Raw genomic sequence first — 23,792 nt, 5'->3', positions numbered from 1 at the left:
TCCTCAGGAATTGAATTGGTCCAACACTTGGCCAGGCCCGTGGGGGTGTTCCACATAGTCCTGACCGTCATGTACTTTCACGCCATTGACCCAAACGCCATGCACGCCCGTCGCCTCGCGCACCATGCGTGTACCGCCGCCGGGCAAGTCTTGGCGTGGCAAGGGTTTGGAGATGCCCACGGTGGCTGGGTCGAACAGCAGCAGATCGGCGGGCAGGCCCACCTGCAAACGGCCACGGTCTGGGATGCGAAAGCGGTCGGCGGGCTCGCTGGTCAGGCGGCGCACACCTTCGGCCAAACTGAAGTGGCCGGTGTCCCGCACCCAGTGCGATAAAAAGTACAAGCCAAAGCCAGCGTCGCACATGTAGGTGAGGTGAGCCCCGGCGTCAGACAGCGTGATGACACTGGCTGGGTGCTTGAGCGAGGGGGCCACACCGTCGTCGTTGTTGTTGAAAAACTTGCCCACAAAATGCGTGCCCAGGTTTTCGGACAGGGCCAAATCAAAGAACACATCCACCGGGTCCAGGCCGCGTTGGTCGGCCAGCGCTTGGATGCTCACGCCTTCGAGCGCCTGGTTTTCTGGGTGCACGGTTGGTCCGACTTCGATGTGCCGCCAGTTGCCCAAAAACAAAATACCCGCCTTGGGCTGGCGCAGGTTCTGGCGAAAGGTTTCGCGGAATTCGGCCGAGCGGTACAAGCCGGGCAGGGCGTCCACCGTGGCGGTTTTGACCGCATCAAAGGCCGCATGGCTCAGCAGCACGTAGGGGTCGGTCAAGGTGAAGTCAAACGACAGCGGCTGGCAGCTGGTCAGCACATACAGCTCGTGGCCGCGTGCCAGGGCTTGGGCGCAGCGTTCGTAATAGGTGGCCCCCAGGTCCGGGTTGCCTTCGTTGTACATGGTCAGAACGGTGGAGATGTAGCCGGGCCGGCCCGTGTCTTGAACGATGGACTCCATCACATCGGGGCTGGCGCGGGTGCCGGTGGCCATCATGAAGACGCCCTTGTTTTTCTCGCCCAACACCCCGGCCAAAGCCCGCAACTCGCTTTCGGAGGCAATGGTCGAGGGCATGGGAATCCCGCCGAAACCGCTGTGGTTGGGTGAGAACGAAGACGCAAAGCCAATGGCACCGTGTGCCATGGCGTCGCGCACCAGGGCTTGCATGGTCTGCAGTTGCTCGGGCGTGGGATCGACTTTTGCGGAGCCGTCCGCACCCATCACGGCGGTGCGGATGACCGAGTGGCCAGCGAAAACGGCGGTATTCACGTACGGGCCAATTCGGCGCAATTGGTCCATGTATTGGCCAAAAGATTCAAATTGCCAGTCCACACCGGTGAGCAAGGATTGCAGGTCCATGCCTTCGACCACCGACAGGTTTTTCAGCATGGTCTCGCGCAGTGGCGCAGGGCAGGGTGCGATGCCAAAACCACAATTGCCAATGACTGCCGTGGTCACGCCCAAAGCGGGTGAGGGTGACATGGTGCGGTCCCAAGTGACTTGCGCGTCGTAGTGCGTGTGCAGGTCCACGATGCCGGGCATCAAGGCCAGGCCTTGGGCGTCGATGTTCTCGCGGGAGGGGCCATCGACCTGGCCGATGTGGGTGATGACGCCTTGCGAAACGGCCACGTCGGCCGTCTGGCCTGGGCCGCCCAAACCGTCGTAAACCTGCGCATTGCGGATGATCAAGTCATGCATCTGTCAAATACCTTGCTGCAGTGAAAGTTGCACGCGGGGAATATGCCCAACATTTTTTTGAACTATAGGCAGTTGCCTGCTGAAACCTGTCGCGCGTTTGATACGAGGGTTTTCCAGACTTATCAAGTGACCTGGTCCCTTACCGTGCATGACCCACAAGTGGCCCATGGTCGGTGGCCTTTGTTCCCCGATCGCTGTCACGCAAAGCAATGCCAACAATGGACGGAAACGCCAAGCACCGAAATAATGTGCTGCACAAGCTGTGCCGTTTGTGCGGCAGGCCAAAGAGGGGCCTCAACGGGTGAATACATGAAGACTTTGTTTGAAAAAGGGGCGTTGGCATGAGTCAGCTCGATTCGCTGAACCCGTCGGCCATTCCTGCGCAAGACGAGGCGCTGCGCCTGGAGGTGCGGGCATTTTTGTCCGAAGCCATGCGCGGAGTACCTGCCCATGTGCGCGCACGTTCTTGGATGGGTTACGACCCCGAATTCAGCCGAGCCTTGGCCCGCCGGGGTTGGCTGGGCATCACGTTCCCGCCCGCTTATGGTGGCGCAGGGCGAAGCGCGTTTGCGCGTTATGTGCTGGTGGAAGAGTTTTTGAACTTTGGCGCGCCTGTCGGCTCGCATTGGATCGCCGACCGCCAAAGCGGCCCCTTGCTGCTCAAGTACGGCACCGAAGCGCAAAAACAGCGCTACCTGCCGGCCATTTGCCGGGGCGAGGCTTTTTACTGCATTGGCATGAGCGAACCCGGCGCGGGTTCGGACTTGGCGAGTGTGCGAACCCGTGCGGTGCAAGGCGATGCGGGCTGGTTGTTGAACGGCCAGAAAATCTGGACCACGAACGCCCACAACTGCCACTTCATGATCGCGCTGGTGCGCACCAGTGGCGAGACGACCGATCGCCACAAGGGCTTGTCGCAGGTGATCGTGGACTTGTCTTTGCCGGGTGTGACGGTGCGGCCCATCGTGGACCAATCGGGCGACAGCCATTTTTGTGAAGTCTTTTTTGAAAATGTGCGCTTGGGGCATGACGCATTGGTGGGCGAAGAAGGCGGAGGCTGGGAGCAGGTCACGGCCGAGCTGGCGTTTGAGCGCAGTGGGCCCGAGCGGCTGTACTCCAGCATTGCATTGTTCGATGAATGGCTGGCTTATGTGCGCACGCCGCAGGGCCGAACACCGCAGGCGCAGCGCTTGGCGGGCAAGATCCTGAGCCAGCTGGCACCGCTGCGCGCCATGTCGGTCGCCATCACCGAAAAGCTCACCCGGGGTGAAAGTCCTGTGGTTGAGGCGGCGCTGGTCAAAGACCTGGGCACAGGCGTTGAGCAGTTGATTCCGGCCGCGATTGCCGACGACTTGTTTTCGCGCGACGCGGCCGATGTGCCTGCCGAGCTGCTCAACACGCTCAACTACATCACGCAGGTGGCGCCCAGCTACTCGCTGCGCGGCGGCACGCGCGATATTCTGCGCGGCATGATCGCCCGTGGCCTGGGTTTGCGCTGAAAGGAAACAACATGGACGCTCTTTTGACCGACGCCGTCAAGGCGCTGCTGACGGACCAATGCACACCTGCCGTGGTGCGCGCCATTGAAGCGGGTCAATCGCGCGCAGCCCTTTGGAAAGCGCTGGAGGCTTCGGGTTTTGCCGATGCGCTGGTGCCCGAATCTGAAGGGGGTGCGGGTCTGGCTTTGGCCGACGTTTACCCGGTGCTGGAGTTGTGTGGCAGCTTTGCTGTGCCCCTGCCTTTGGGCGAGACCCTGTTGGCGCGCGGCTTACTGGCCCATGCGGGCGTGTCCGCACCCAAGGGCTCGGTGGTGTTCGGCACGGGCCAACTGAGCAGCGATGGCCGTCTGAAATGCGCGCAAGTGCGTTGTGGCACGCAAGCCGATTGGGTGCTGGTGTCGTGTGGTGGCCTTTGCCGTCTCTTGTCTGCGGCCGAAGCCCATTTGGAAATGGCCGGTTTTTGTTTGGATGCACAGATGAGCTGGCCCCAAACGGTTTGGGACGTTGCACAAGCTGTGCCCGGCGCGCACGATTTGGTCAGCTTGCAAGCGGCCCTTTATGCAGCCCAGTTGGCCGGGGCCTTGATGACCGTGTTCAGCCGCACGCTGCAGTACGCCAACGACCGCCAGCAGTTCGGCAAGCCGATTGGCAAGTTCCAGGCGATCCAGCACCAGCTGAGTGTCATGTCCGAGCACGCCTTTGCCGCCCGCATGGCCGCACAGTTGGGGCTGTCGGCCGCGGGCCAAGTGCCCGACCGTTTGCGCGTGGCCATGGCCAAGGCCCGCACCAGCGAGGCAGCGCTCGAAGTGGCCGGGCTGAGCCACGCCATCCACGGGGCGATCGGCTTCACACGCGAGTTTGACCTGCAGTTGTTCACCCGCAGGCTGCATGCGTGGCGCCAGGCGGCTGGCTCAGAGTCTTACTGGCACGATGTTTTAGGCCAGGCCTTGCTGGACAGCACTGACCCCCTGAGCCTGGACCAGATTCGCACACTCACCGATACGGTGGTTTGTTTTTTAATCAAGAAACCCCATGAGCGCTTTTCTCCAGATCACCCGTGAGGGCAGCATCGCCATCCTCACCATGAGCCAGCCCGAGACCCGCAACGCCCTGACGGGTAACACCGCGGTCGAAGAGTTTGTGCAGGCCTGTGCCGACATCGGCAAGGACACCAGCATTCGGGTGGTCATTCTCACCGCCGAAGGCCCGGTCTTCAGTTCCGGCGGCAATGTGAAGGACATGCTGCGCTACCAAACCCAACAGCTCATGCCCGATGTGATCCGGGAGGAATACCGCAACGGCATCCAGCGCCTGCCCAAGGCGCTGTACAACCTGGATGTGCCCGTGATCGCCGCCATCAATGGCCCTGCGATTGGCGCGGGGCTGGACTTGACCTGCATGTGCGACATACGCATCGCGTCGGACAAGGCCACCTTTGCCGAGAGTTTTGTGAAAGTGGGCATCGTGCCGGGCGACGGTGGGGCCTGGCTTTTGCCGCGCGCGGTGGGCGCATCCAAGGCGGCTGAGATGGCCTTCACGGGCGAGGCCCTGAGTGCCCCGCAGGCGCTGGAATGCGGACTGGTCTCTCGGGTGGTGGCGCCGGATCAATTGATGCCCGAGGCGTTGGCGCTGGCCCGCAAGATCGCGGCCAATCCTGGGGGGGTGTTGCGCATGACCAAGCGTTTACTGCGTGAGGGCGAGCGCAGCTCACTGGAATCCTTGCTCGAGCTCTCTGCGGGCTACCAAGCCATAGCCCACATGACCACCGACCACCATGAAGCGGTCAACGCCTTCATTGAGAAACGCCCACCCCAATTCAAAGATTGAGATCGGCCATGTTTTGGAATCCGCCCGATCAGTCCACGCCAGTGATGGATGAACAGGGCAGCCATGTGTTGTCCTGCGTCAGGATGGCTCAATGGCGCTCATGGGTATTTTGTGCTTCTTCGACTTTCACCCAGATGTCTTGACGCTTTGACTTTGACCGGGACACTGCGCACCAGCTTCTCTGCCGAGTCGGTCAGTGCAAGCAACGCCGCATCAAAAATTCTTAATTGATCGGGGCTTAAAACATTCACGACGGATTGATTCAACGCAGCGATTTGCGGAAAAATCTCCCTGTAAAGCTGCAAACCTTGTTCGGTCAAATCAATTTGGGCGCGCCGAGCATCGTTGGGGGCAGTTTTTCTGACCAGTAATCCCTTGGCGACCAATTCCGTGATGGCTTTTGAGACATGCGCACGTTCGAGGTGTGCGATTTGAGCCAGTTTTGACGGGGACATTTTGCCGTTTTCAGCGATCAGACCCACGAGGCTCCATTCACGGCGAGATACCCCATAGCCGCCTTCAAATAGACGAATACCTGGCGCGCTGCTGAGCGCTAACAGGCGTGACAACCGGTAGTTCAAAAGATCTTCTAGCCGTTGAGGATTGTCGAGAGACATAAACCGTCTTGATGGGTTTCAGAAGTCGAATTGGGGTAAACACCAGCGATTGTTATTTTCAACAATCAGTCTAACTCAACATAGACTGAAATCGATTCTTTACATCAGCTGAGGCTAACCCTTGGAGCCCTAGAACATGATTGAACGAGATTGGCGCAGTGAAGTGTCTCAACCAGAGTTCGGTATGGTGGTGCGACGAGGCATTTTCATCACCAGCCGTGATGGCACAAAGCTGGCCTGCGACGTCTATTTGCCAGATCGTCCAGGAAAATACCCAGCTTTGCTCAGCTATTCCCATTACGGTAAGGACCTGCAACGTGTGACAGCCACACGAGCACCCTTGAGTCCCTTGATCGGCAATGGGGGTTTGGAAGCAGGTGACTCTGAGTATTTTGTCAGCCGTGGCTATGTTCATGTGATCGCTGATGCACGCGGTTCTGGCGATTCAGAGGGTGAATATTGCTACCAAGGACCCAAGGAGCAACAAGACGGTTACGACATCATTGAGTGGATGGCCGAACAAGATTGGTGCGATGGGCAGTGCGGCATGCTGGGTATGTCTTACTTTGCAGTGATGCAGTACATGGTGGCAGCTCAGCAACCCCCCCATTTGAAAGCCATTGTTCCGTATGAAGCGTTGACGGATCGGTACCGCCAGAGTGTTTATCACGGTGGCTTGCTCAATGAAGGTTTTTGGCATCAGTGGTGGGGCCATGTGAGCGTGGATGGCATGAGGCCGCTGAGTTATGACCGCCTTCCTGTTGAAGAGATCGATCGCAGAGTGGCCAGCTTGATGGAAAGTCCTGAAGTTTTGCGATCTCCCTATTTGCACATTCAGTTGAAATATCCCCGCAAAAACCCTTTGCTTTTTGACTGGATGTTGGAGCCCTTTGACGGCCCTTTTTACTGGGAACGATCACCGTACAAGATGTTCGACAAGATCAAGATTCCGACATTCTTGGTCACCCGATGGACAAGTTGGGCGGTGCATCTGGCGGGTGCATTTGAGGCTTACCAAGGCATTGACGCACCCAAGAAGCTGCTGGTGATGGAAACGCCTTCGCGCCTAGGACCGCTGAGACCTTGGTCTGATCATCATGATTTGATTCTGCGCTGGTATGACCATTGGCTGAAAGGCAAGGACACCGGCTTTATGGATGAGCCGCCCATCGAGTTGCTGATCAAAGGGCGGGACGCCTACCGTTTTGAACATGAATGGCCTCTTGCCAGGACGACATGGACACCATTTTTTCTTGGCCCCGACGGTTCGCTGAGAACTGCATCAAGTTCCAGCGGTGGAGAGGCTGTATTTTTCAATGAACCCAACTTGCCACCAGGTCAGTTGCCACCAGCAGTCAGTTTTCAGAGTCAACCGTTTGAAGTCGACACGGAAGTGACGGGTCCGGTAGCTTTCTACTTCAACGCCACGCTGGACCAGCCAGATGCCACGTGGATCGCTACGCTTCGAGATGTGGCACCCGATGGCAGCTCACGCGTGCTGACCAAAGGTTGGCTGCGCGCATCACAGCGGGCGCTGGACACTGAAAAATCAACCCACTACCGGCCTCGTCAGTTGCACTTGAATCAAGAAAAATTGGAGCCCGGTCAAAGTTATTTTTATGCCATGGAAATCCGAGAGGTGTCCAATTTGTTCAAGGCGGGTCATTGTTTGGTCCTGGACGTCCGGGGCCAGGACTCGACGGCCGAAGACCCCATTTGGGTGCACACCTGCAACGCCGTTCCAACCAAGCATGTTGTCCAATTTGGCGGCACTCATCCATCTCACCTTTTGCTTCCCATCATTCCTTCATCCGGAGACTGAGTATGTTCAAAATATTGCGCAAGACCCTTCTGTTTGGACTGTTGATCAGCGCGGCCTTGGCCCAAGCGCAAAACTATCCGACCAAGCCCATTCGATTTGTCGTGCCATTTCCCCCAGGTGGATCAGCTGATGCATTGGCTCGACTCATCGGGGTGCGCCTGTCGGCGTCCCTTGGGCAACCCGTGATTGTCGACAACAAACCAGGTGCTGGTGGCATTTTGGGGGCGGATTCTGTTGCCAAAGCCACGGCCGATGGCCATACACTGCTCTTTGCAAACACCAATATCGCCATCAACCCAAGCTTGTACAAGACATTGCCTTATGACACGGCAACAGCATTTGCGCCAGTGATACACATGGTCAATGTGCCCAACCTGTTATTGGTCGCCGAGGATGTCAAGGCGAGCAAGGTGAGCGAACTGATTGCGCTGGCCAAAGCCGATCCAAAAGGCCTGAACTATGCTTCGGCTGGCAGTGGCACCTTTCCGCATTTGGCCGTGGAGTTGTTTAAATTGCATGCGGGCGTTTCCATCACGCATATTCCTTATAAAGGCGCAGCGCCAGCCCTCAACGCGCTCTTATCCAAAGAGGTTCAGGTCTTGTCCAATGATCTTGTTAGCGCAACTCAACACGTCAAGTCTGGAAAAATAAAAGTTCTTGCAATTACCTCTGCGACCCGTTCGAATGTTTTTCCCGAAGTCCCAACCATGGCTGAAGCCGGGCTGAAAGACTTTGTGGCTGTGGGGTGGCAAGGTGTCATGGTGCCGGCAGGCACCCCGGCAGGAACAATCAGCCGACTCAACACCGAAATCAACAAGGTATTGAACGACCCTGAGGTCCGCAATGGATTGACGGGGCAGGGACTGGATGTGGTGGGTGGGTCAGTGCAGCAGTTTGCAGACTTCGTGCGCCGTGATACAGAACGTTGGCGACCTGCGGTCGAAGCATCTGGTGCCAAAGTGGATTGACTTCATGGACGGGTCTCTGCGCGCCGCAGTGTAGAGACTGCAAATCAATTTAATTTGCGCAAGATGACCTTGTGATGTTTTTGCCCACCTGCTCATCAGGCGCACTCGTGAATCAACTGGAGACCATTGAATGAACAAGAATTTTGCAAGACGGTCCATACAGGCCGTCTTGGCGCTGGCATCGGCCTTCTCGCCGGTGTTTTTGGCGGCTCAGTCTTTGGAGGCTTGGCCCGACAAGCCTGTCAAGTTGATCGTACCCTTTCCACCAGGCGGGCCAACCGATACCGTAGCGCGCATCATTTCAACGGGATTGCAGTCGTTGTGGAAGCAGCCCGTCGTGGTCGACTACAAACCGGGTGCTGGAACCACGCTGGGCACCAGCATCGTCGCCAAGTCGCCAGCAGATGGTTATACATTGGGTATGGCCATTACAGCGCTGACGATCAATCCCAGCCTGCAGCCAAGCTTGCCGTACGACACCAAAAAAGATCTGGTGGGTGTGTCTCAAGTGGCGCAAGCACATTTTGGATTGTTTGCGCACCCTTCGCAGCCCTTCAACACCATGCCTGAACTGATCGCCTATGCCAAGAAAAATCCTGGCAGCTTGAGCTTTGCAACGCCTGGTGCCGGCACCGGGACGCATCTGGCCGGTGAGATGTTGAGCCATATGGCCGGTATTTCCTTGTTGCATGTCCCTTACAAAGGCAGCGCACCGGCTCAGCAAGACATGATTGGTGGGCGAGTGCCCTTGCTGTTTGATGTGCTGTTCTCCTCGATGCCTTATGTCAAAGACAACCGCATGAAGGTCATCGCACTGTCCAGTCCTAAACGTGCTGTCTCCAACCCGGAAATACCATTGATCGCTGAGACCGTCCCCGGTTTCAGTGCAGTCAGTGCTATCGGCATCATCGGACCTGCAGGCATGTCACCGACATTGTTGAAGAAAATCAGCGCGGATATTGGTCAGGTTGTTCGCAGTACCGATGTCGTCGCTCGCATGCAGCAATTGGGCATGGAGCCTGTGGGGTCTACAGCGGATCAATATACGGCGCAGATTCGACAAGACATCGACAAATGGGCTGCCATCGTCAAGACAGCAGGCATTAAATTGGAATGATGGAGCGCGCTATGAGTACCCTTCAGCTTAAACCGCTTCAACCCTTCGCAGCTGAGGCCACAGGCATCGACTTGCGCGAGCCACTGACGCTGCATCAGCGCAAGGCGGTTGAAGATGCCATGGACCAACATGCTGTTTTAATCTTCCGCAATCAACCGTTAACGCAAAGTCAGCAAATTGCATTTGCCAAGTCGCTTGGACCTCTGGACATGGGTTTGCGAAAACTCAAAGGCGGCCCGCACAGGTTAGAGTTCGCTGAGTTGGCTGACATCTCGAACGTCAAAGTTGACGGAGAGGTGGCGGATCGTCAGCACGCCAAAATTGTGGGAAATGTGGCCAATCAACTTTGGCACAGTGACAGTTCTTTTCAAAAGCCGCGAGCGAAGTACTCCATGTTGTCAGCGGTCACTGTGCCGGACTTTGGCGGCGAGACCGAATTCGCAGATTTACGAATGGCTTGGGATGAACTGCCCCACTGGCGTCAACTGCAAGTTCAAGATTTGAACGCCATTCACTATGCACTGCACTCGCGCTTTCTATTGGGTGATACCCAGTACACAGAAGAGCAGCGCAACGCTATTCCTCCGGCAATATGGCCATTGGTGCAAACGGATCCTCGCTCTGGCCGCAAGATTCTTTTCGTTGGGATTCACGCTTGCGAGATCGAGGGTATGACGCTCGCTGAGGGCCGTATGCTGCTACTCGACTTGATGGAGCACGCGACCCAGCGTGAATTTGTCTATCAGCATCGCTGGCAAGAAGGCGATCTTGTCATGTGGGACAACACCGCGACGCTTCACCGCGGGCGTTGGTTTGATTTTGGGGTTCGCCGTGAGTTGCGGCGCGCCACCACGGAGGAGGTTGTGGTCTGAAGGTCATACAAGCGTTGTACCTGAGGTGCTATCGACACGAATTTGACCTGATGCACCGAAGCAAGATGATGCGCCAAGTGGCCGAATGCTCAAGTTTTCGAGCAAATTCAGGGTCATCCATGACCAGCCCAAGTCGGTGCTCGGAGTCAATGGGGCTTCGACGGCAGCATCCAACGTGAATCCCGGAGCCATTTTTGCCACTGAATAAAAACCATTGAATGAGGCCGCCAGATGAAACTCACACACACCGAACAGAAAACCCTGTCCCACAAACTTTACACCGCATTGGTGCTTCCACTGAAGGATGATGAAATTGATGAACAAGGTTTACGTCAAATCGTCAGGTACTACGCAGAACATCGTTTTTCTCGAGTCGGTGGTCTCATCGCCAATCCAGAAGCGGGTGAGGTGGCCTACCTGAGCCGGGCAGAGAAGCGTCGTGTTTTAAAAATCGTGATGGAAGAGGCTGGAGGCCGTATGCCTGTTTTGGCTGGCACCTTTGGGTGGACCACCAAGGATGCGGTGGAAGCGGCTCAAGACGCCAAAGAATTTGGCGTCGATGGCCTGTTCGTCATCCCACCCGCAGGCTCTATGGATGTATCGGTTGCCTGGGATGCGGCCAAATATCCAGAGGTTTGGATCGACCAAATCTTATTGCAACAAGCAGCGGCTGATCTGCCGATGTTTGCACACCCGATTTCGAATTCCACGCCGCAGTGGGGGCTGGGATTGCCACTGGAGGCCACGCTTGCGGTGTGCCGTGCGGTACCCAACATGATCGGTTGGAAAATGACGTATTCACCACAAGGTGCGCGCTTGATCGCCAGGGCTTTGCGTGAACATTGTCCCAACGTGGCCGTCATGCCATCAAGCGCGCACCTTTTTCACGACTACCTGGCCTCAGGTTGGCAATTCGACGGTGCCATCAGCGGTTCGTTTAACTATGCCATGGAGCCAATGCTGGAACACATAGAAGCCTTTGATCGACTGGATCTGGAAGGGGCCAGAAAAATTTGGAATGGGGGAATGGCTCGGTTACACGAATACGTCTATGCTGAGCCAGGACGATTGCATGTCCGGTACAAGATTGCGACGTGGCTTCGCGGTTTGATCGACTCGCCCTTGATGCGAGCACCAATGCCTCGTCCCCGGGCTGAAGAAATCCTTGTCATTTCTAAGCTGATGACTGCAGCTGGCCTGAATGTCACCAGAAGTCAGTCTGAACAAGTCTTTTAAGAGGAGCTGTACATGATGAATCCAAGCCGTCGTCTTGTGTTGGGTGCTGCTGCTGGTTTTTTAACCACATCATCAATTCCGTCTTTTGCGCAATCGACATTTCCCACCCGATCAATTCGCCTTGTTGTGCCATTTCCACCTGGCGGGTCCACGGATGTTGCTGCCCGAACAATGGCCGAACGGCTTTCGAATGAATTTGGACAGCCTGTCATTGTCGAGAATCGTCCGGGTGCCGGCACCACCATCGCTGCAGCCAACGTCGCCGCATCCGCTGCAGATGGTCATACACTTTTAATCACAGGCACCATCAGCCATGCCTCCGCTGCAGCTTTGTATGCCAACTTGCAATATGACCCCATCAAGTCGTTCGAGGCCGTAGGCTTTGTCACTGAGTCGCCTTTTCTTTTGGTTGTGAACAGCACTTCGCCCTATCGTTCTGTTCAAGATTTGATTCAAGCGGCCAGAGCACAGCAAGGTGCCATCACCTATTCATCGAGTGGTAACGGGGCGGCCCCTCACTTGATTACTGAGCTGATGGGACGTTCGGCAGGCGTACGGTTTCTTCATATTCCTTACAAGGGTGTCGGTCCAGCATTGAATGCATTGTTGGCCAATGAAGTGCAGTTCACCGTGGCCGATACGGGCGCAGTCCCGCACATTGCCGGCGGTCGGTTGCGGGCCTTGTCAGTGCTGAGTGCAAATCCGTCATCGATGGTTGCCAACGTCGCCGGGCTTTCGGCATCGGGCATACGAGATGTGGACATTTCAAGCAATCTCGGAATTCTTGCGCCAGCGGGGACGCCTGCCGCCATCCTTGATCGGCTCAATTCAAGTCTGAATCGAGCACTGGCCCAAGATGAGATCAAAGCCAAATTGTCTGGCCTGGGTCAAATGGCGGTTCCTCGCCCAAGGGCTGACTTTCAGAACACGCTGACGAATGATGTTCGACGCTACGCAGCTGTGGTGAAAGAGGCTGGCATCCGAATAGACTAATTGAGGGGCGAACCTATCTTTTGATAAAAGTGACTGATCTGTAAGTTGAAAATGTCTTCTTGCTCAATGTTGCTGATGTGACCGGCATTCGGAATGATGAATAATTCGGATCCCTTGATTTGTTGATGCATTTGGAGTGACATCTCGGGAGGGGTTCCGTGATCGTGCTCTCCGACGAGGATCAAAGTTGGACAATGGATTTCATGGAGTCTGTCTAGCAAATCAATTTTTGAAATGGCCTCACAACAACCAATAAAGCCGTCGGTTGAGGTATTCAAAATCCCTTGTCCAATTTTCGATATGACTTTTGGATAATTATTCCTAAACTCTTCGGTGAACCAACGTTTGAGCGTGCTTTCCAAAAGCCCTTGCATCCCCAGTGAACGAGCGACCTTCATCCGCTCTCCCCACATGCTGATGGCATCAGGGGGTCTTCTGCTGGTCGAGTCTGCCAGTATCAATGAAAGAAAAACACCAGGATTTTTAAGCGCATAAGTTTGGCCAATCATGCCGCCCATTGAAATGCCCACCCAATGCGCTTTCTCTATTTTTAAATGAAGAAAAAGCCCTTCTACATCATTGGCCATATCGTCCAGTGTGTAGGGCCCAGGCGGCGCACTGGATTGCCCATGCCCACGTGTGTCGAATCTGAGCACACGAAAATTCTTTTTCAAAAGATCCGCTTGAGAATCCCAAGCACTCAAATCACAAGCCAGGGAGTGCGACAAACAAATCCAAGGACCTTGTGTCCCATCAATCGTGTAGTGAAGATCGATGCCATTGACGTGAACGAATGCCATGGTTCAATCTGCCTTGATGCCCGCATCGCTTGCTAATTTCTTGAACAATTGGATTTCATCTCTCACCAGTTGATCAAAAGCTTCGGGTGAATTGGTGATGGGCTCAATCCCTAAGCTGCTAAAGCGCTGAGTTACCAACGGTTGTTTCAGTGCAGAGACAACTTCCGCTTGGACTTTTTGAATGATATCTTTGGGTGTGTTGGCAGGGGCCATCAGTCCATACCAAAATATCCACTTGTAACCAGGAAGCCCCGACTCTGCAACGGTCGGCATATTCGGCAAATCCGGCATACGACTTGTGCTTGTCACGGCAATGGCTTTTGCTTTGCCTTCCCTGACTAAATTAATGGCGCTGGCGTACGGTGATATGAAAATATGTGTTCGTCCGGCCATGGTATCCGTCAGCGCTTCGGGTATACCTTTGAATGGAATATGGGTCAATTGAATGCCAGCTTGTGATTTCAGCAATTCAGCCGCAAATTGTGAGCCACTGCCCACGCCCGCAGAAGAATAATTGAATTGGCCTGGCTTGCTTTTGGCCAGAGCGATCAACTCGCGCATATTATTGACATTCAACTCCGGCGAGACGATGACCAAGGCCGGCCCTGTGGCTGTGAGTGTGATGCCTGCAAAATCTTTTGAAGCATCGTAGGGTAACTTCTGGTAAATCGCAGGCGAAATCGCATGCGCAGAAGAAACCGATAATAAAGTATAGCCATCAGCTGCGGAGCTGGCCAGCGCTTGAGCCGCGATATTGCTACCTGCACCAACCCTGTTTTCGACGACGACGGGTTGCTTCCAAGTTTCGGTGAATTTGGGTGCTAAAACTCGGCCAATGATATCTGGCACGCCACCCGGTGAAAATCCGACTAAAATTTTTATTGGTTTTTGTGGATAATTTGTGGCATTTTGAGCATTGGCAATAAACGGGGAAAATAATGCAAGGGCTAATGAAATAACCGCTAAGTTGATTTTGGGGGAATCTCTAAATATTTTGACGATTATCATAAAATTCCTTCTTGATGGATTAACTGTAAGCTGCCTGTTTGAATTTGATATTGGTGTTAACTCTATGCATGAGCCGCAAGCGTTGCGTCTGATCCACCTCAAGGGTGTGGAGCCTCTGCAAAATCCGGGGCGATTCAGGGCAGGTCTTGGAGAGCGGCATGAAGAGTTCGCCATAAGGCGGTTGCTGACAACCGCCTCAAATGATTTTCCCCATCCTGACAAAGCTTCGCGCTACGCTGGCCAAGACAAGCAGCAGACCCAAAATTGACACATAGGCGGTGACCTCGCTCATGGCGCGTTTTTCAAACCGAAGCCGATGGCCTAACTGGTTGTAAATGCGCTTCAAGGCTTGGGCACTGTCGGCTTTGAAATATTCGCCTTGTGTGATGGCGGAAACTTTTTGGAGTGCCTCATCCTCTAACTTGACGCGCATGCTGCGGCCCTGCATTTGAACCACATCGCCTTCTGTGGTGCCGATGCCAACGGTGTAAATTTTGACTTGGTGCGTGGCGGCCAAATCGGCCATTTGCTTCAGCTCTGGCCCCATGTTGCTTTGTCCATCGCTCATCAAAACGATGGCCATTTGTCGCCCTTGGCCTGTCGATGGGTTGGCCGTGTTGGGGGCTGTTTTTCTATCGTCCAAGGATTGGCCTGAGTTGGCTTGGTTTTTGGCGCCACCTGCCTCAGCAGATTCGTTGATGATCTTTTGCGCATCAATGCCGGCACCAGGCAGCAAAGCCTCAAGCGACACCAAGATCCCGGTACCCAAGGCAGAGCCATATTGCAGGGGCAGGTAATCGATCGCTTTCAACAAAACATCACGATCTTCGGTTGGGGCTTGTGCCAGGGCCGCAGTGCCCGCCACGGTCACCAAACCGACGCGCAATCTGCGGGGCTTGTCTTCAATGAATTGTTGGGCAGCTTTTTGCGCCACTTCAATGCGTGATGGTTGCAGATCTTTGGCGCGCATGCTGCCAGATGTGTCCAGCACCAGCATCACCACGGCATCACGCACGGGGGTCATCAACACCGTTTGTGGCCTTGCCAATGCGATGCACAGCAGCAATAACCCCAAGCCAAGAACGACGGGAGGTCTCTTGCGGGTCTTCAGCGCGTAAACAAGCGCAAGGGCAGGAACCAGCGCACATGCCCACAGCAGCATGGGCCACAAAAAATAGATGGAGTTGAAATCAGGCACGCCAAACTCTCCGTTTTCTCAATTCAGAGAAACGAATCAACGCACTTGCCAAATCTTCATCTGTTGACAGTTCCAAGGCATCAACGCCTGCGTGTGCAAACGCGTCAGCCAGCTGCTGCTCTCTCTTTTCAACCGTTTGGGCATACCGGGCCCTGAATTTTGGGTTGGCGGTGTCCAGCAGCAATTGCTCCGAGGTTTCTGAATCTTGCAGCAACACCAGGCCTGCGTTGGGCAGGCTGATTTCTGCGGGGTCAGCCAAACGCACCGCAACCGTGTCGTGTCGTTGGCTCAGTGCGCTCAGTTCTGTGGCCCAGTCAAAAGCACCCATGAAGTCAGACACCACAAACACGCTGGACCTGCGTTTCAACAAGCCATTGGCTTTTCTCAGCCAATCGGTCAATCGGGTTTGATGGGATTGCTGGGTGACGGGTGATGTCTCTAAGACATGCAGCAAGTGCAACAGGTGCCGTCTGTGCATGCGTGCAGGAATGTACTTGTAGCCTTCAGGCTCCGCAGGGTTCAAGACTAAGGCACCGATTCGATTTCCGCGCTTCATGAGCAGTTTGGCCATCACGCCCACGAAGCGCAGCATCACATCACGCTTGCTCACATCGGTGCTGCCAAAGTCCATGGAGCCGCTCAAGTCCAATAAAAACCAGGCATGGATTTCCCGGTCTTCTTGATGCTCTCGCACAAAAGGTGTTTGCATCCGAGCCGTCACATTCCAGTCGATGTGTCTCACATCGTCTTGGGCTTGGTATTCGCGCAGGTCTGCCAATTCCAAACCCGATCCTCTGAACAGTGTTCTGTGATCGCCTTGGAGCAAGCCGTCCAGACGTCGGATGACTGTCCACTCCAAATGTTGGAGCAAGGCCTCAGCGGACATGCGCTTCCAGCGGCTGGTCAGGCATCGGCACAGCACGCATCACCTCTTGGATCAACGTGTCTGCATTTTTGCCTTCGGCCAATGCGGCATAGGACAACACCAAGCGATGCCTCAGGACATCGGGAACCAAATCGGCCACATCTTGGGGCAAAGCGTAATCACGTCCGCGAAGCAATGCCAATGCGCGTGCACCTTCGATGAGGCCAATGCTGGCTCGGGGGCTGGCGCCGAAGCTGATCCATCCCTGGATGGATGCCAGGCCATATTTTTCCGGGAAACGGGTCGCTGATACCAGTTTGACCGCATAGTGAACCAAGCTGGGGTCCACGTAGCAGTGCCGGCACTGTACTTGCAGCGATTGGAGTTCCTCAAGGCTCACAACGCCCGTTGCTTGAGCGCCTCCGGCGATGACCCTTTGAACGATGACGAATTCTTCGTCCTCGGTTGGATAGTCAATCAGAACCTTCATCATGAAGCGGTCAACCTGGGCTTCAGGCAGTGGATAGGTTCCTTCTGTCTCGATCGGATTTTGTGTCGCCATGACCAAAAAAGGCGAAGGAACACGGTGCGTTTGTCCTGCGATGGTGACTTGACGCTCTTGCATCACTTCAAGCAAAGCGCTTTGAACTTTGGCGGGCGCTCGGTTGATTTCATCGGCCAGCAAAAGATTGGCAAAGACGGGACCCAGCACGGTGCTGAATTCACTGGTCTGTTGGTTGAAGATGCGTGTGCCAATCAAATCAGCGGGCAGCAAATCCGGCGTGAATTGGATGCGACTGAAACTGCCGTTGAGCGATTTCGCCAATGTGTTGACGGTCAGTGTTTTGGCGAGGCCGGGAACACCTTCAATGAGCAGATGCCCCTGTGCCAGCAAAGCAATCAGGACGCGCTCTAAAAACACGTCTTGTCCGACCACCACCCTTTTGACTTCGTACAACAAACGCTGCATCAGGGCTGCAGCTTTTTCGGGTTCGGTGTTGTGCGTGGACCGATGGGCACCGCGCCAAGCCTCAGTTGCATTCGCCATATGTGTTCCTTTGAATTTTAAAAAGGTGGCAGACCCACAGCGCTGCCGGCACTTTCAATGGTGGTGGCAAAGCCAATGCCGATGAAAGTACGCGCTGAAGTGGGGTTCAAGATGGCCGTGACAATGCCAACCACTTCGCCTGAGGTGTTGACCAAGGGCCCGCCTGAGTTGCCGGGATTGGCTGCTGCGTCAAATTGGATCAAGCCTGTGAGCATTTGTTGACCGTCGGGTGATTTGAAGTGTCGATTCAAGCCGGACACCACACCCGATGACACCGACGGGCCAATTCCATAAGGAAAGCCGACGGCCACCACCAGATCGCCCGGCACCAGTTGTTGGCTGGAGCCCAAAATGGCCGCCTCCAAATCGTCCGGAATTTTTTGAGGCTTCAAAACGGCCAAATCTTTGTCGGCCTGGACACTGACCACAAACGCATCGGTTTCTGTGCCATCGAAAAAAGTGACGCGCAGTTTTTTAGCGCCGGCCACCACATGAAAATTGGTCAGTATCGTGCCATCGTCCTTGATGACGACTCCGGTGCCTACGCCGCTCTCAATGTCGGTATTTTTGTTTTTAGGATCTGCGGCAAAAGCCAGAACACGGACCACTGCGCCTTGGACCGCAGCGGCTGCTTTGCTGCTTGGGGAAGGCAATTCTTTGGATTGAAGCGTGTGCAAAACTGCTGCATCAATGTCTTTTTGCGTGAGGGTTTGTTGTTTTTCAAATGCGTTGGAGAAAACCCCCACACACAACAAGCTGACGAGGACGCCGAACAAAAAAACGGCCAATAAATCTGATCGAGTTTTGATTTTCTTTAAATCAAGGTATCGGTTTTTGGGTGTTTTCGAGGTAGATGTGGACAAAGATGCGTCAGGTATTTGAGGATTCAACTCAGACGCAAGTGCACCCGTGCCCCTTGGACGGTGACTTTTGCTGAAAACGGCATCTCGTTTCATAAATGACCCACAGCATAAGCGTCAATGGTAAATTGGCGAAACTGGCTTAAACCCTGATAAAGATGCAATTCCTACAGCCCTTGATGCTTTGGTCTTTTGTGCTGCTGCCCCTGCTGGCAGGCGTGTATGTTTGGCTGTTGAGGCGCAAACGTCAACAGGTGGTTTCTTTTTCAGCGGTCTCATGGATTGTGCAAAACATCGAGACCCCTTCTGCATGGCGACGCCATGTTCCGCCAGCGATCTTGTTCGTGGCCATGGGGCTGTTGTTGTTTGCCTCTGCCAGGCCCGTGGCGCGGGTCACCTTGCCAGCCGATTACATGACCCTGGTCATGGCCATGGATGTCTCTCGCAGCATGCTTGCCGAAGATGTGGATCCCAGTCGCATCAAAGCGGCGCAAAAAGCGGCCAAAGATTTTTTGCAAGATTTGCCCCCCAACATCCGAGTGGGCATCGTGTCCTTTGCCGCCAACGCGCAAGTTGTGCAGCACGTGACCCCGCAGCGGGATGAATTGGTCGAAGCCATTGACCGTTTTCAATTGCAAAGAGGCACCGCGACGGGCAGTGGTTTGTTGATGGCTTTGGCCACGCTGCGGCCTGAGGCCAAGCTTGATTTGGAAAAGCTGCTCTTTCCTCCCAGCCCCGCGGGCTTCGGTGGTGCCGCTGGGGGTGGCCTGAACAATGGGGGGCGCAGCTTGGATGCCAAGCCGCCCGAAAAAGAGCGCGCGCCTGAGCCCCCAGGTTCCTTCAAAGGGGGTGCCATTGTCTTGTTGACCGACGGCCGCAGAACGTCAGGTCCCGACCCTTTGTGGGCGGCTCAAAAAGCAGCCGACTTGGGTGTTCGTGTTTACACCGTGGGGTTTGGAACCCCTAACGGTTTCATCCCAGGCTTTGAGGGCAGTTCGTTTTTTACCCAGGTCGATGAAGAATCACTCAAAGCAGTCGCCAAGATCACAGAGGCTGAATATTTCAAAGCAGGATCTGCGGACGACCTGAAAAAAGTTTATCAGCACTTGTCGAACCAATTCACCTTGGAAAAAAGAGACACAGAAATCACGGCTCTGCTTTCTGGCGCTGCTTTGCTCATGGTGATGCTGGCCCTTGTTTTGTCGGCCCTTTGGTTTCGCCTGGGGGATCCTGGTCCGATGCGAACTTTTCGCCATGCTCAGCCATGAGCAAGGCGAGATCAGTACGGGTGTTTGACATGAAAAATGTCGAGAATCAATTCATTCAAGTGGGTCACTTGAAGTTTGCATACCTTGAGCAAGGCACCGGACCCACAGTGATTCTGTTGCATGGTTTTCCTGACCATGCTTTGACTTGGCGTCACCAGATCGAAGCGCTGAGTGGGCAGGGGTATCGGGTGATAGCGCCTTACCTCAAGGGCTATCCCCCCACAGAGGTTCCATTGGACGGTTTTTATGACAAGGCCACACTGGTTCATGAGCTTGCGCAGTTCACGCAAAAGCTTTGCGGGCACGAAACCTGTCATTTGGTGGGACAAGATTGGGGCGCAATCATTGGCTATGGCCTTTTGGCGGCGTATCCAGAATTGTTCAAGCGCGCTGTTCTGATGGCTGTCCCTCATCCCGAAAAGGTCGGGCAAAGTATTCTGGAGGCCAAGCACATTCATCGGTCATTCCATTGGTGGTTTTTTCAACTGAAAGACTTGCCTGAAAAAGCGATATTGCAAAATGACATGGCCTTCATTGATTACCTGTGGGCCTACTGGACAGTTGAGGGATTCCAAGACGAAGATCACATTCGCAGCATCAAGCACATGTTGTCTCAACCCGGGGTTTTAACGGCCACCTTGGGCTATTACCGTGCGATGTTTGACCAGGAAAAATCCAATCCTGAGCACGCAGATTTAAGGAACAAAATGGCGCGTCCCATTGGTGTGCCCACGCTTGCACTGTGCGGTGCAGAGGACCTGCGTGCTGAGCTGATGCTGGATCAATCTCAGTACTTCACTTCGGAATACGAGTTTCAACTGATCAACAATGCAGGCCATTTTCTGCACCGAGAACAGCCGCAGGCGGTTACCGATCAAATCTTGGCTTGGCTTGAAAAATAAATCGCGTTCTGGATGTTCGTTTTAAAAATGCGTATCTCGAGAAGAAAAATTTCTGGATTTCTTGGATGGATCCTGTTGTTGTCGACGGGCTTTTCGCAAGCGCAAGAACAACAGTTGATTGAGAGATTGCAGCAAGGCGGTTTGAATATCTTTTTCAGGCACGCCATCACGCCTGGCAAGGACCCTGTCAAGTTCAATCCGCCCACGGAACGGCCCTATGACTGTTCGTCTGGTTCGCGCCAGCTCAACGATGAGGGCAGGGCGCAAAGTCGGCGGATAGGCCAACGGATCAAAGAACTCCATATTCCAATTGGCGAGGTGTACACCAGCAGTTTTTGTCGTTGTGAAGAAACCGCCAAGCTGGCTTTTGGCAGAGGGACATCGACAGACGTGTTGGTGGTTCGGCCTGGTGTGTTCAAGCCAGACTTAGACAGAGCTTTGCGATCGATCCCGACCACGGGGTTTTTCAACAAAGCACCATCGGGCAAAAACAATGTGTACGTTGGGCACGGTGTCACCTTTACCCAAGGCGTGCTCAGCAGTGACTTTGGACTTTCTGAAGCCAGAATTTTCTTAGAGGAAGGGGAGGCAGCGGTCTTCGAACCCGGTGTAAAACCCAGGTTGCTGGGAAAAATAAAATTTTATGGAGACCAATAACTGCCTGCCCCTTCAACATTGCAGGGTTCAGTCTGCCTTGGCACCAGAGGCTCTGACAATCGGACCCCAACGTTGCACTTCGGCCCTGCTCATGTCGGACATGACCTCAGGGCTTGTGCCCATGATGTTGTAACCCAGCTCGGTCATTCGCTTCACGAATTCGGGTGATCTTGTGCCTTTGATGGCTTCAGCGTTCAGTTTCATGATCACGTCGCGAGGTGTGTTGGCGGGCACAGCCAAACCAAACCACACGCCAGACTCATAGCCCGATATGCCGGCTTCTGCCAAGGTTGGCAATTCGGGCAGCAAGGGATCACGCTTGGCCCCCGTTGTGGCGAGTGCCTTGAGCTTGCCTGATTTGATGTGAGGAATGGCAGACGGGATGTTGTCAAACATCATCATGACTTGCCCACCCAGAAGGTCGGTCATGGCGGGGGCGCTGCCTTTGTAAGGGATGTGCGTGATGTTGACGCCAGTCAGAGATTTGAACATTTCACCTGACATGTGAATGCTGGTGCCGCTTCCGCTGGAAGCGTAATTCATGGTTCCGGGCTGCGATCTGGCCATCGCGATGACTTCAGGCACCGAGTTCGCTTTGATGGAAGGGTGTAAAACCAAGACATTGTTCAAAGAAACCAAAGCAGAGACGGGGACCAAGTCTTTGCTGGGGTCGAAGGGCATCTTGGCGTACAGCACCGGGTTGATGGCTTGGATGCCACTGGTGGTCATGAAAATGGTGTAACCGTCAGGGTTGGCTCGGGCCGCTTCGGCGCCACCAATGTTCCCGCCTGCACCAGGCCTGTTTTCGACGGTCACAGGCTGGCCTAAATTTTTGGACAGTTCTTGCGCAATGGCCCGCGAAGCGATATCCACAGCACCGCCAGGGGGGAAGGGGCAAATCAGTCGCAGGGGTTTATTGGGAAAAGCCTGTGCCAAGGCGGCTGGCGATGACAGCAATGCGCCAGCCATGCCCACTGAAACCGCCAAAGATGTGACCCAAGAAAATGAGGGTTTTAATTTGATGAATGCCATGTGATGTCTCCTAGTTATTGAAATCGAACTCCCAAATGCATGACTTTAAGAGTTAGGAGCTCAGATTATTGGAAATGTTTGTGAAGTGCAAGACCTTCTTGGACTGTTGGGTATTCGAGAGCTGACTTCAAGTCACCAGAGTTGCACGGTTTAGGGTTGCAGCGCTTGAATTTTGACCCACATCGCGTAGTCTTAAGCCATCCACATCACCGCTTTGATCTCTAAATGTCTGTTTACCCACTCCCAACCGTTGGCGCGCAAGATGCGGCTGTTCAAGAAATCAAAATTCATTTGGCTGCAGCTTTGCGCATGGCTGTCCTGGATGGCTTTGAAGAAGGCATTGACAACCATTTCACAGCATGTGTGCCCGGCCGTCCCAACCAGTACTTTGTTTTGCCGTTCGGCTTGCATTGGTCAGAAGCCAGGGCCAGCGACATGATGATTTTTAACGAGCAAGGGCAGACCCTGGAAGGGCGGGGCGTTGTAGAGCTTTCGGCCCAAAGCATTCACGCCCCCCTGCACCGTTTAACCGGTGCAAAAGTTGTTTTGCATACCCATCAACCGTGGGCGACCGCGCTGAACATGTTGCAAGACAATCGCTTGTTGCCCGCGACCCAAACGGCTGCTTTTTTCCATGGACGCATTGCTTATGACGATACCTATACAGGTCTGGCATCGTCTTTGGAAGAGGGTGAACGTCTGGCTGCCTTGATGGGTGACAAGACCGTTTTGTTCATGAAAAACCATGGTGTTGTGACCATTGGCGATACGGTGGCTCAGGCTTATCGCCGCTTGTATAAACTTGAAAAAGCTTGCCAAACACAAGTCTTGGCCATGAGCACGGGCAAGTCCTTGAACATCTTGGCTGACGATGTCATTCAACGTGTCCTTCAGCCTTCTGGCAATGACCGCCACCCCCGAGGCGACCGCGAGAGGCTTTATTTTGAAGCCAATATGCGCATCCTGGATCGCGTCAATCCAGGCTATGCGGATTGAGCCATCAAGGCGGAAGGTCAATTTGACGTCGGCGGCAACCTCGGCGCCGCGGCTCAGGGGTTCGCAGCGACTGTCTGCCGTTTGCGCTTGGCCAGTATCCTGGCTGAGTTGAGACCCGTGAGGACCATGATGGGCCACAAGAAAGTGCAGACCATGGCCCACAACACGCGACCGCCCAAAGTGGAGCCACCTTCTGGCGTATCCACCTTGTGCGGCCCCTCGCTGAAGAGGTGCATGTAAGAGAACGTTGAGAGGCCGAAAACAAGGCCAAACAAGAGGAACAGATAGATGTAAATGTTCAAGCGAATCTCCTGGATGAGGACCACCTGGATTGGTGGTTGACCTGATCTCAGCGCCATATTAGATCAATGTAACAAAAATCTGACAATTTATTTTGTAAATAAACTGTTACGCATGGGGTTTATTTGTTCGCTGGCCATGCGCGCATCTCATGGAGAGTCGCCAGAGTGAACGTCAAATGGGCCACAAGCCATGATGATGGGTCTGAGCATCGT

The 23,792-nt window shown here is 54.5% G+C and carries 23 protein-coding genes; 13 read left to right on the top strand and 10 right to left on the bottom strand.

Translation table 11 applies throughout. The annotated features are described in order from the left end of the window. Positions 1–3: 3 nt before the first annotated feature. Positions 4–1,692: an amidohydrolase family protein gene (locus tag B472_RS11835; RefSeq protein ID WP_019427143.1), complete on the bottom strand. Its 1,689-nt coding sequence runs from the start codon at positions 1,690–1,692 to the stop codon at positions 4–6. Between the two features lie 341 nt (positions 1,693–2,033). On the opposite strand from B472_RS11835, the gene B472_RS11830 reads away from it, so the two are divergent. From B472_RS11830 to B472_RS11820, 3 genes are read left to right on the top strand one after another with little or no spacing between them, the layout of a single operon-like run. Further along, positions 2,034–3,191: an acyl-CoA dehydrogenase family protein gene (locus tag B472_RS11830; RefSeq protein ID WP_019427142.1), complete on the top strand. Its 1,158-nt coding sequence runs from the start codon at positions 2,034–2,036 to the stop codon at positions 3,189–3,191. Between the two features lie 11 nt (positions 3,192–3,202). Next, positions 3,203–4,252 carry an acyl-CoA dehydrogenase family protein gene (locus B472_RS11825; RefSeq protein ID WP_019427141.1) on the top strand — a complete coding sequence of 350 codons (1,050 nt, stop codon included), beginning with the start codon at positions 3,203–3,205 and terminating at the stop codon, positions 4,250–4,252. Beyond that, on the top strand, positions 4,224–5,018 hold the full coding sequence (locus B472_RS11820) for a crotonase/enoyl-CoA hydratase family protein (RefSeq protein WP_019427140.1): 795 nt from the start codon (positions 4,224–4,226) through the stop codon (positions 5,016–5,018). Before B472_RS11825 ends, B472_RS11820 begins: the two co-directional genes overlap by 29 nt. Before the next feature lie 98 nt (positions 5,019–5,116). Here B472_RS11820 and B472_RS11815 read toward each other — a convergent pair whose 3' ends face one another. Further along, a complete protein-coding gene (locus B472_RS11815) occupies positions 5,117–5,635 on the bottom strand; it encodes a MarR family winged helix-turn-helix transcriptional regulator (RefSeq protein WP_019427139.1) in 519 nt (172 codons plus the stop codon). Positions 5,636–5,771: 136 nt separating this feature from the next. On the opposite strand from B472_RS11815, the gene B472_RS11810 reads away from it, so the two are divergent. The 6 genes from B472_RS11810 (at position 5,772) to B472_RS11785 (ending at position 12,643) form a co-directional block, all read left to right on the top strand. Then, on the top strand, positions 5,772–7,457 hold the full coding sequence (locus tag B472_RS11810) for a CocE/NonD family hydrolase (protein WP_019427138.1): 1,686 nt from the start codon (positions 5,772–5,774) through the stop codon (positions 7,455–7,457). A gap of 2 nt (positions 7,458–7,459) precedes the next feature. Then, positions 7,460–8,425: a tripartite tricarboxylate transporter substrate binding protein gene (locus B472_RS11805; RefSeq protein WP_019427137.1), complete on the top strand. Its 966-nt coding sequence runs from the start codon at positions 7,460–7,462 to the stop codon at positions 8,423–8,425. Between the two features lie 130 nt (positions 8,426–8,555). Further along, positions 8,556–9,542 carry a tripartite tricarboxylate transporter substrate binding protein gene (locus B472_RS11800; protein ID WP_040505946.1) on the top strand — a complete coding sequence of 329 codons (987 nt, stop codon included), beginning with the start codon at positions 8,556–8,558 and terminating at the stop codon, positions 9,540–9,542. A gap of 11 nt (positions 9,543–9,553) precedes the next feature. Further along, positions 9,554–10,414, top strand: coding sequence for a TauD/TfdA family dioxygenase (locus tag B472_RS11795; RefSeq protein ID WP_026039574.1), 861 nt, complete (start codon positions 9,554–9,556; stop codon positions 10,412–10,414). A 231-nt stretch (positions 10,415–10,645) separates the two neighbouring features. Beyond that, a complete protein-coding gene (locus tag B472_RS11790; RefSeq protein ID WP_019427134.1) occupies positions 10,646–11,650 on the top strand; it encodes a dihydrodipicolinate synthase family protein in 1,005 nt (334 codons plus the stop codon). A 12-nt stretch (positions 11,651–11,662) separates the two neighbouring features. Next, positions 11,663–12,643 (top strand): tripartite tricarboxylate transporter substrate binding protein, encoded by a 981-nt coding sequence (locus B472_RS11785; RefSeq protein ID WP_026039573.1) that lies wholly within the window; start codon positions 11,663–11,665, stop codon positions 12,641–12,643. On the opposite strand, the gene B472_RS11780 is transcribed toward B472_RS11785, so the two are convergent. The 6 genes from B472_RS11780 to B472_RS11755 form a co-directional block, all read right to left on the bottom strand. Further along, positions 12,640–13,443, bottom strand: a complete 804-nt coding sequence (locus tag B472_RS11780) for an alpha/beta fold hydrolase (protein WP_019427132.1) — start codon at positions 13,441–13,443, stop codon at positions 12,640–12,642. The genes B472_RS11785 and B472_RS11780 overlap by 4 nt on opposite strands. A 3-nt stretch (positions 13,444–13,446) precedes the next feature. Further along, a complete protein-coding gene (locus B472_RS11775; RefSeq protein WP_019427131.1) occupies positions 13,447–14,451 on the bottom strand; it encodes a tripartite tricarboxylate transporter substrate binding protein in 1,005 nt (334 codons plus the stop codon). A 196-nt stretch (positions 14,452–14,647) separates the two neighbouring features. After that, on the bottom strand, positions 14,648–15,649 hold the full coding sequence (locus B472_RS11770) for a VWA domain-containing protein (RefSeq protein ID WP_019427130.1): 1,002 nt from the start codon (positions 15,647–15,649) through the stop codon (positions 14,648–14,650). Beyond that, positions 15,642–16,535: a DUF58 domain-containing protein gene (locus tag B472_RS11765; protein ID WP_019427129.1), complete on the bottom strand. Its 894-nt coding sequence runs from the start codon at positions 16,533–16,535 to the stop codon at positions 15,642–15,644. Before B472_RS11765 ends, B472_RS11770 begins: the two co-directional genes overlap by 8 nt. After that, positions 16,525–17,562 (bottom strand): MoxR family ATPase, encoded by a 1,038-nt coding sequence (locus B472_RS11760; protein WP_019427128.1) that lies wholly within the window; start codon positions 17,560–17,562, stop codon positions 16,525–16,527. The genes B472_RS11765 and B472_RS11760 overlap by 11 nt, the downstream gene beginning before the upstream one ends. Positions 17,563–17,579: 17 nt before the next feature. Further along, a complete protein-coding gene (locus B472_RS11755) occupies positions 17,580–18,350 on the bottom strand; it encodes a serine protease (protein WP_019427127.1) in 771 nt (256 codons plus the stop codon). A 230-nt stretch (positions 18,351–18,580) separates the two neighbouring features. On the opposite strand from B472_RS11755, the gene B472_RS11750 reads away from it, so the two are divergent. The 3 genes from B472_RS11750 to B472_RS11740 are packed head-to-tail and all read left to right on the top strand — an operon-like array spanning position 18,581 to position 21,249. Next, positions 18,581–19,690 (top strand): VWA domain-containing protein, encoded by a 1,110-nt coding sequence (locus B472_RS11750; RefSeq protein WP_019427126.1) that lies wholly within the window; start codon positions 18,581–18,583, stop codon positions 19,688–19,690. Further along, complete coding sequence (locus tag B472_RS11745; protein ID WP_369908295.1) at positions 19,687–20,592, top strand: alpha/beta fold hydrolase; 906 nt, start codon at positions 19,687–19,689, stop codon at positions 20,590–20,592. The genes B472_RS11750 and B472_RS11745 overlap by 4 nt, the downstream gene beginning before the upstream one ends. 12 nt (positions 20,593–20,604) lie before the next feature. Continuing rightward, complete coding sequence (locus tag B472_RS11740) at positions 20,605–21,249, top strand: histidine phosphatase family protein (RefSeq protein WP_026039571.1); 645 nt, start codon at positions 20,605–20,607, stop codon at positions 21,247–21,249. 27 nt (positions 21,250–21,276) lie between these two features. Here B472_RS11740 and B472_RS11735 read toward each other — a convergent pair whose 3' ends face one another. Beyond that, positions 21,277–22,281, bottom strand: a complete 1,005-nt coding sequence (locus B472_RS11735) for a tripartite tricarboxylate transporter substrate binding protein (RefSeq protein WP_019427123.1) — start codon at positions 22,279–22,281, stop codon at positions 21,277–21,279. Between the two features lie 225 nt (positions 22,282–22,506). On the opposite strand from B472_RS11735, the gene B472_RS11730 reads away from it, so the two are divergent. After that, the gene (locus tag B472_RS11730) at positions 22,507–23,277 is read left to right on the top strand and encodes a class II aldolase/adducin family protein (protein WP_019427122.1); all 771 of its coding nucleotides are present in this window, start codon (positions 22,507–22,509) and stop codon (positions 23,275–23,277) included. A 53-nt stretch (positions 23,278–23,330) separates the two neighbouring features. Here B472_RS11730 and B472_RS11725 read toward each other — a convergent pair whose 3' ends face one another. Continuing rightward, positions 23,331–23,579, bottom strand: coding sequence for a hypothetical protein (locus B472_RS11725; protein ID WP_133176089.1), 249 nt, complete (start codon positions 23,577–23,579; stop codon positions 23,331–23,333). Positions 23,580–23,792 lie beyond the last annotated feature (213 nt).

Origin of the sequence: Limnohabitans sp. Rim28, assembly GCF_000293865.2 — a bacterium.
Taxonomy (GTDB): domain Bacteria; phylum Pseudomonadota; class Gammaproteobacteria; order Burkholderiales; family Burkholderiaceae_C; genus Limnohabitans_A.
The sequence above is the reverse complement of the archived record's forward strand: the minus strand, read 5'-3'. Positions and strand labels throughout refer to the sequence as shown.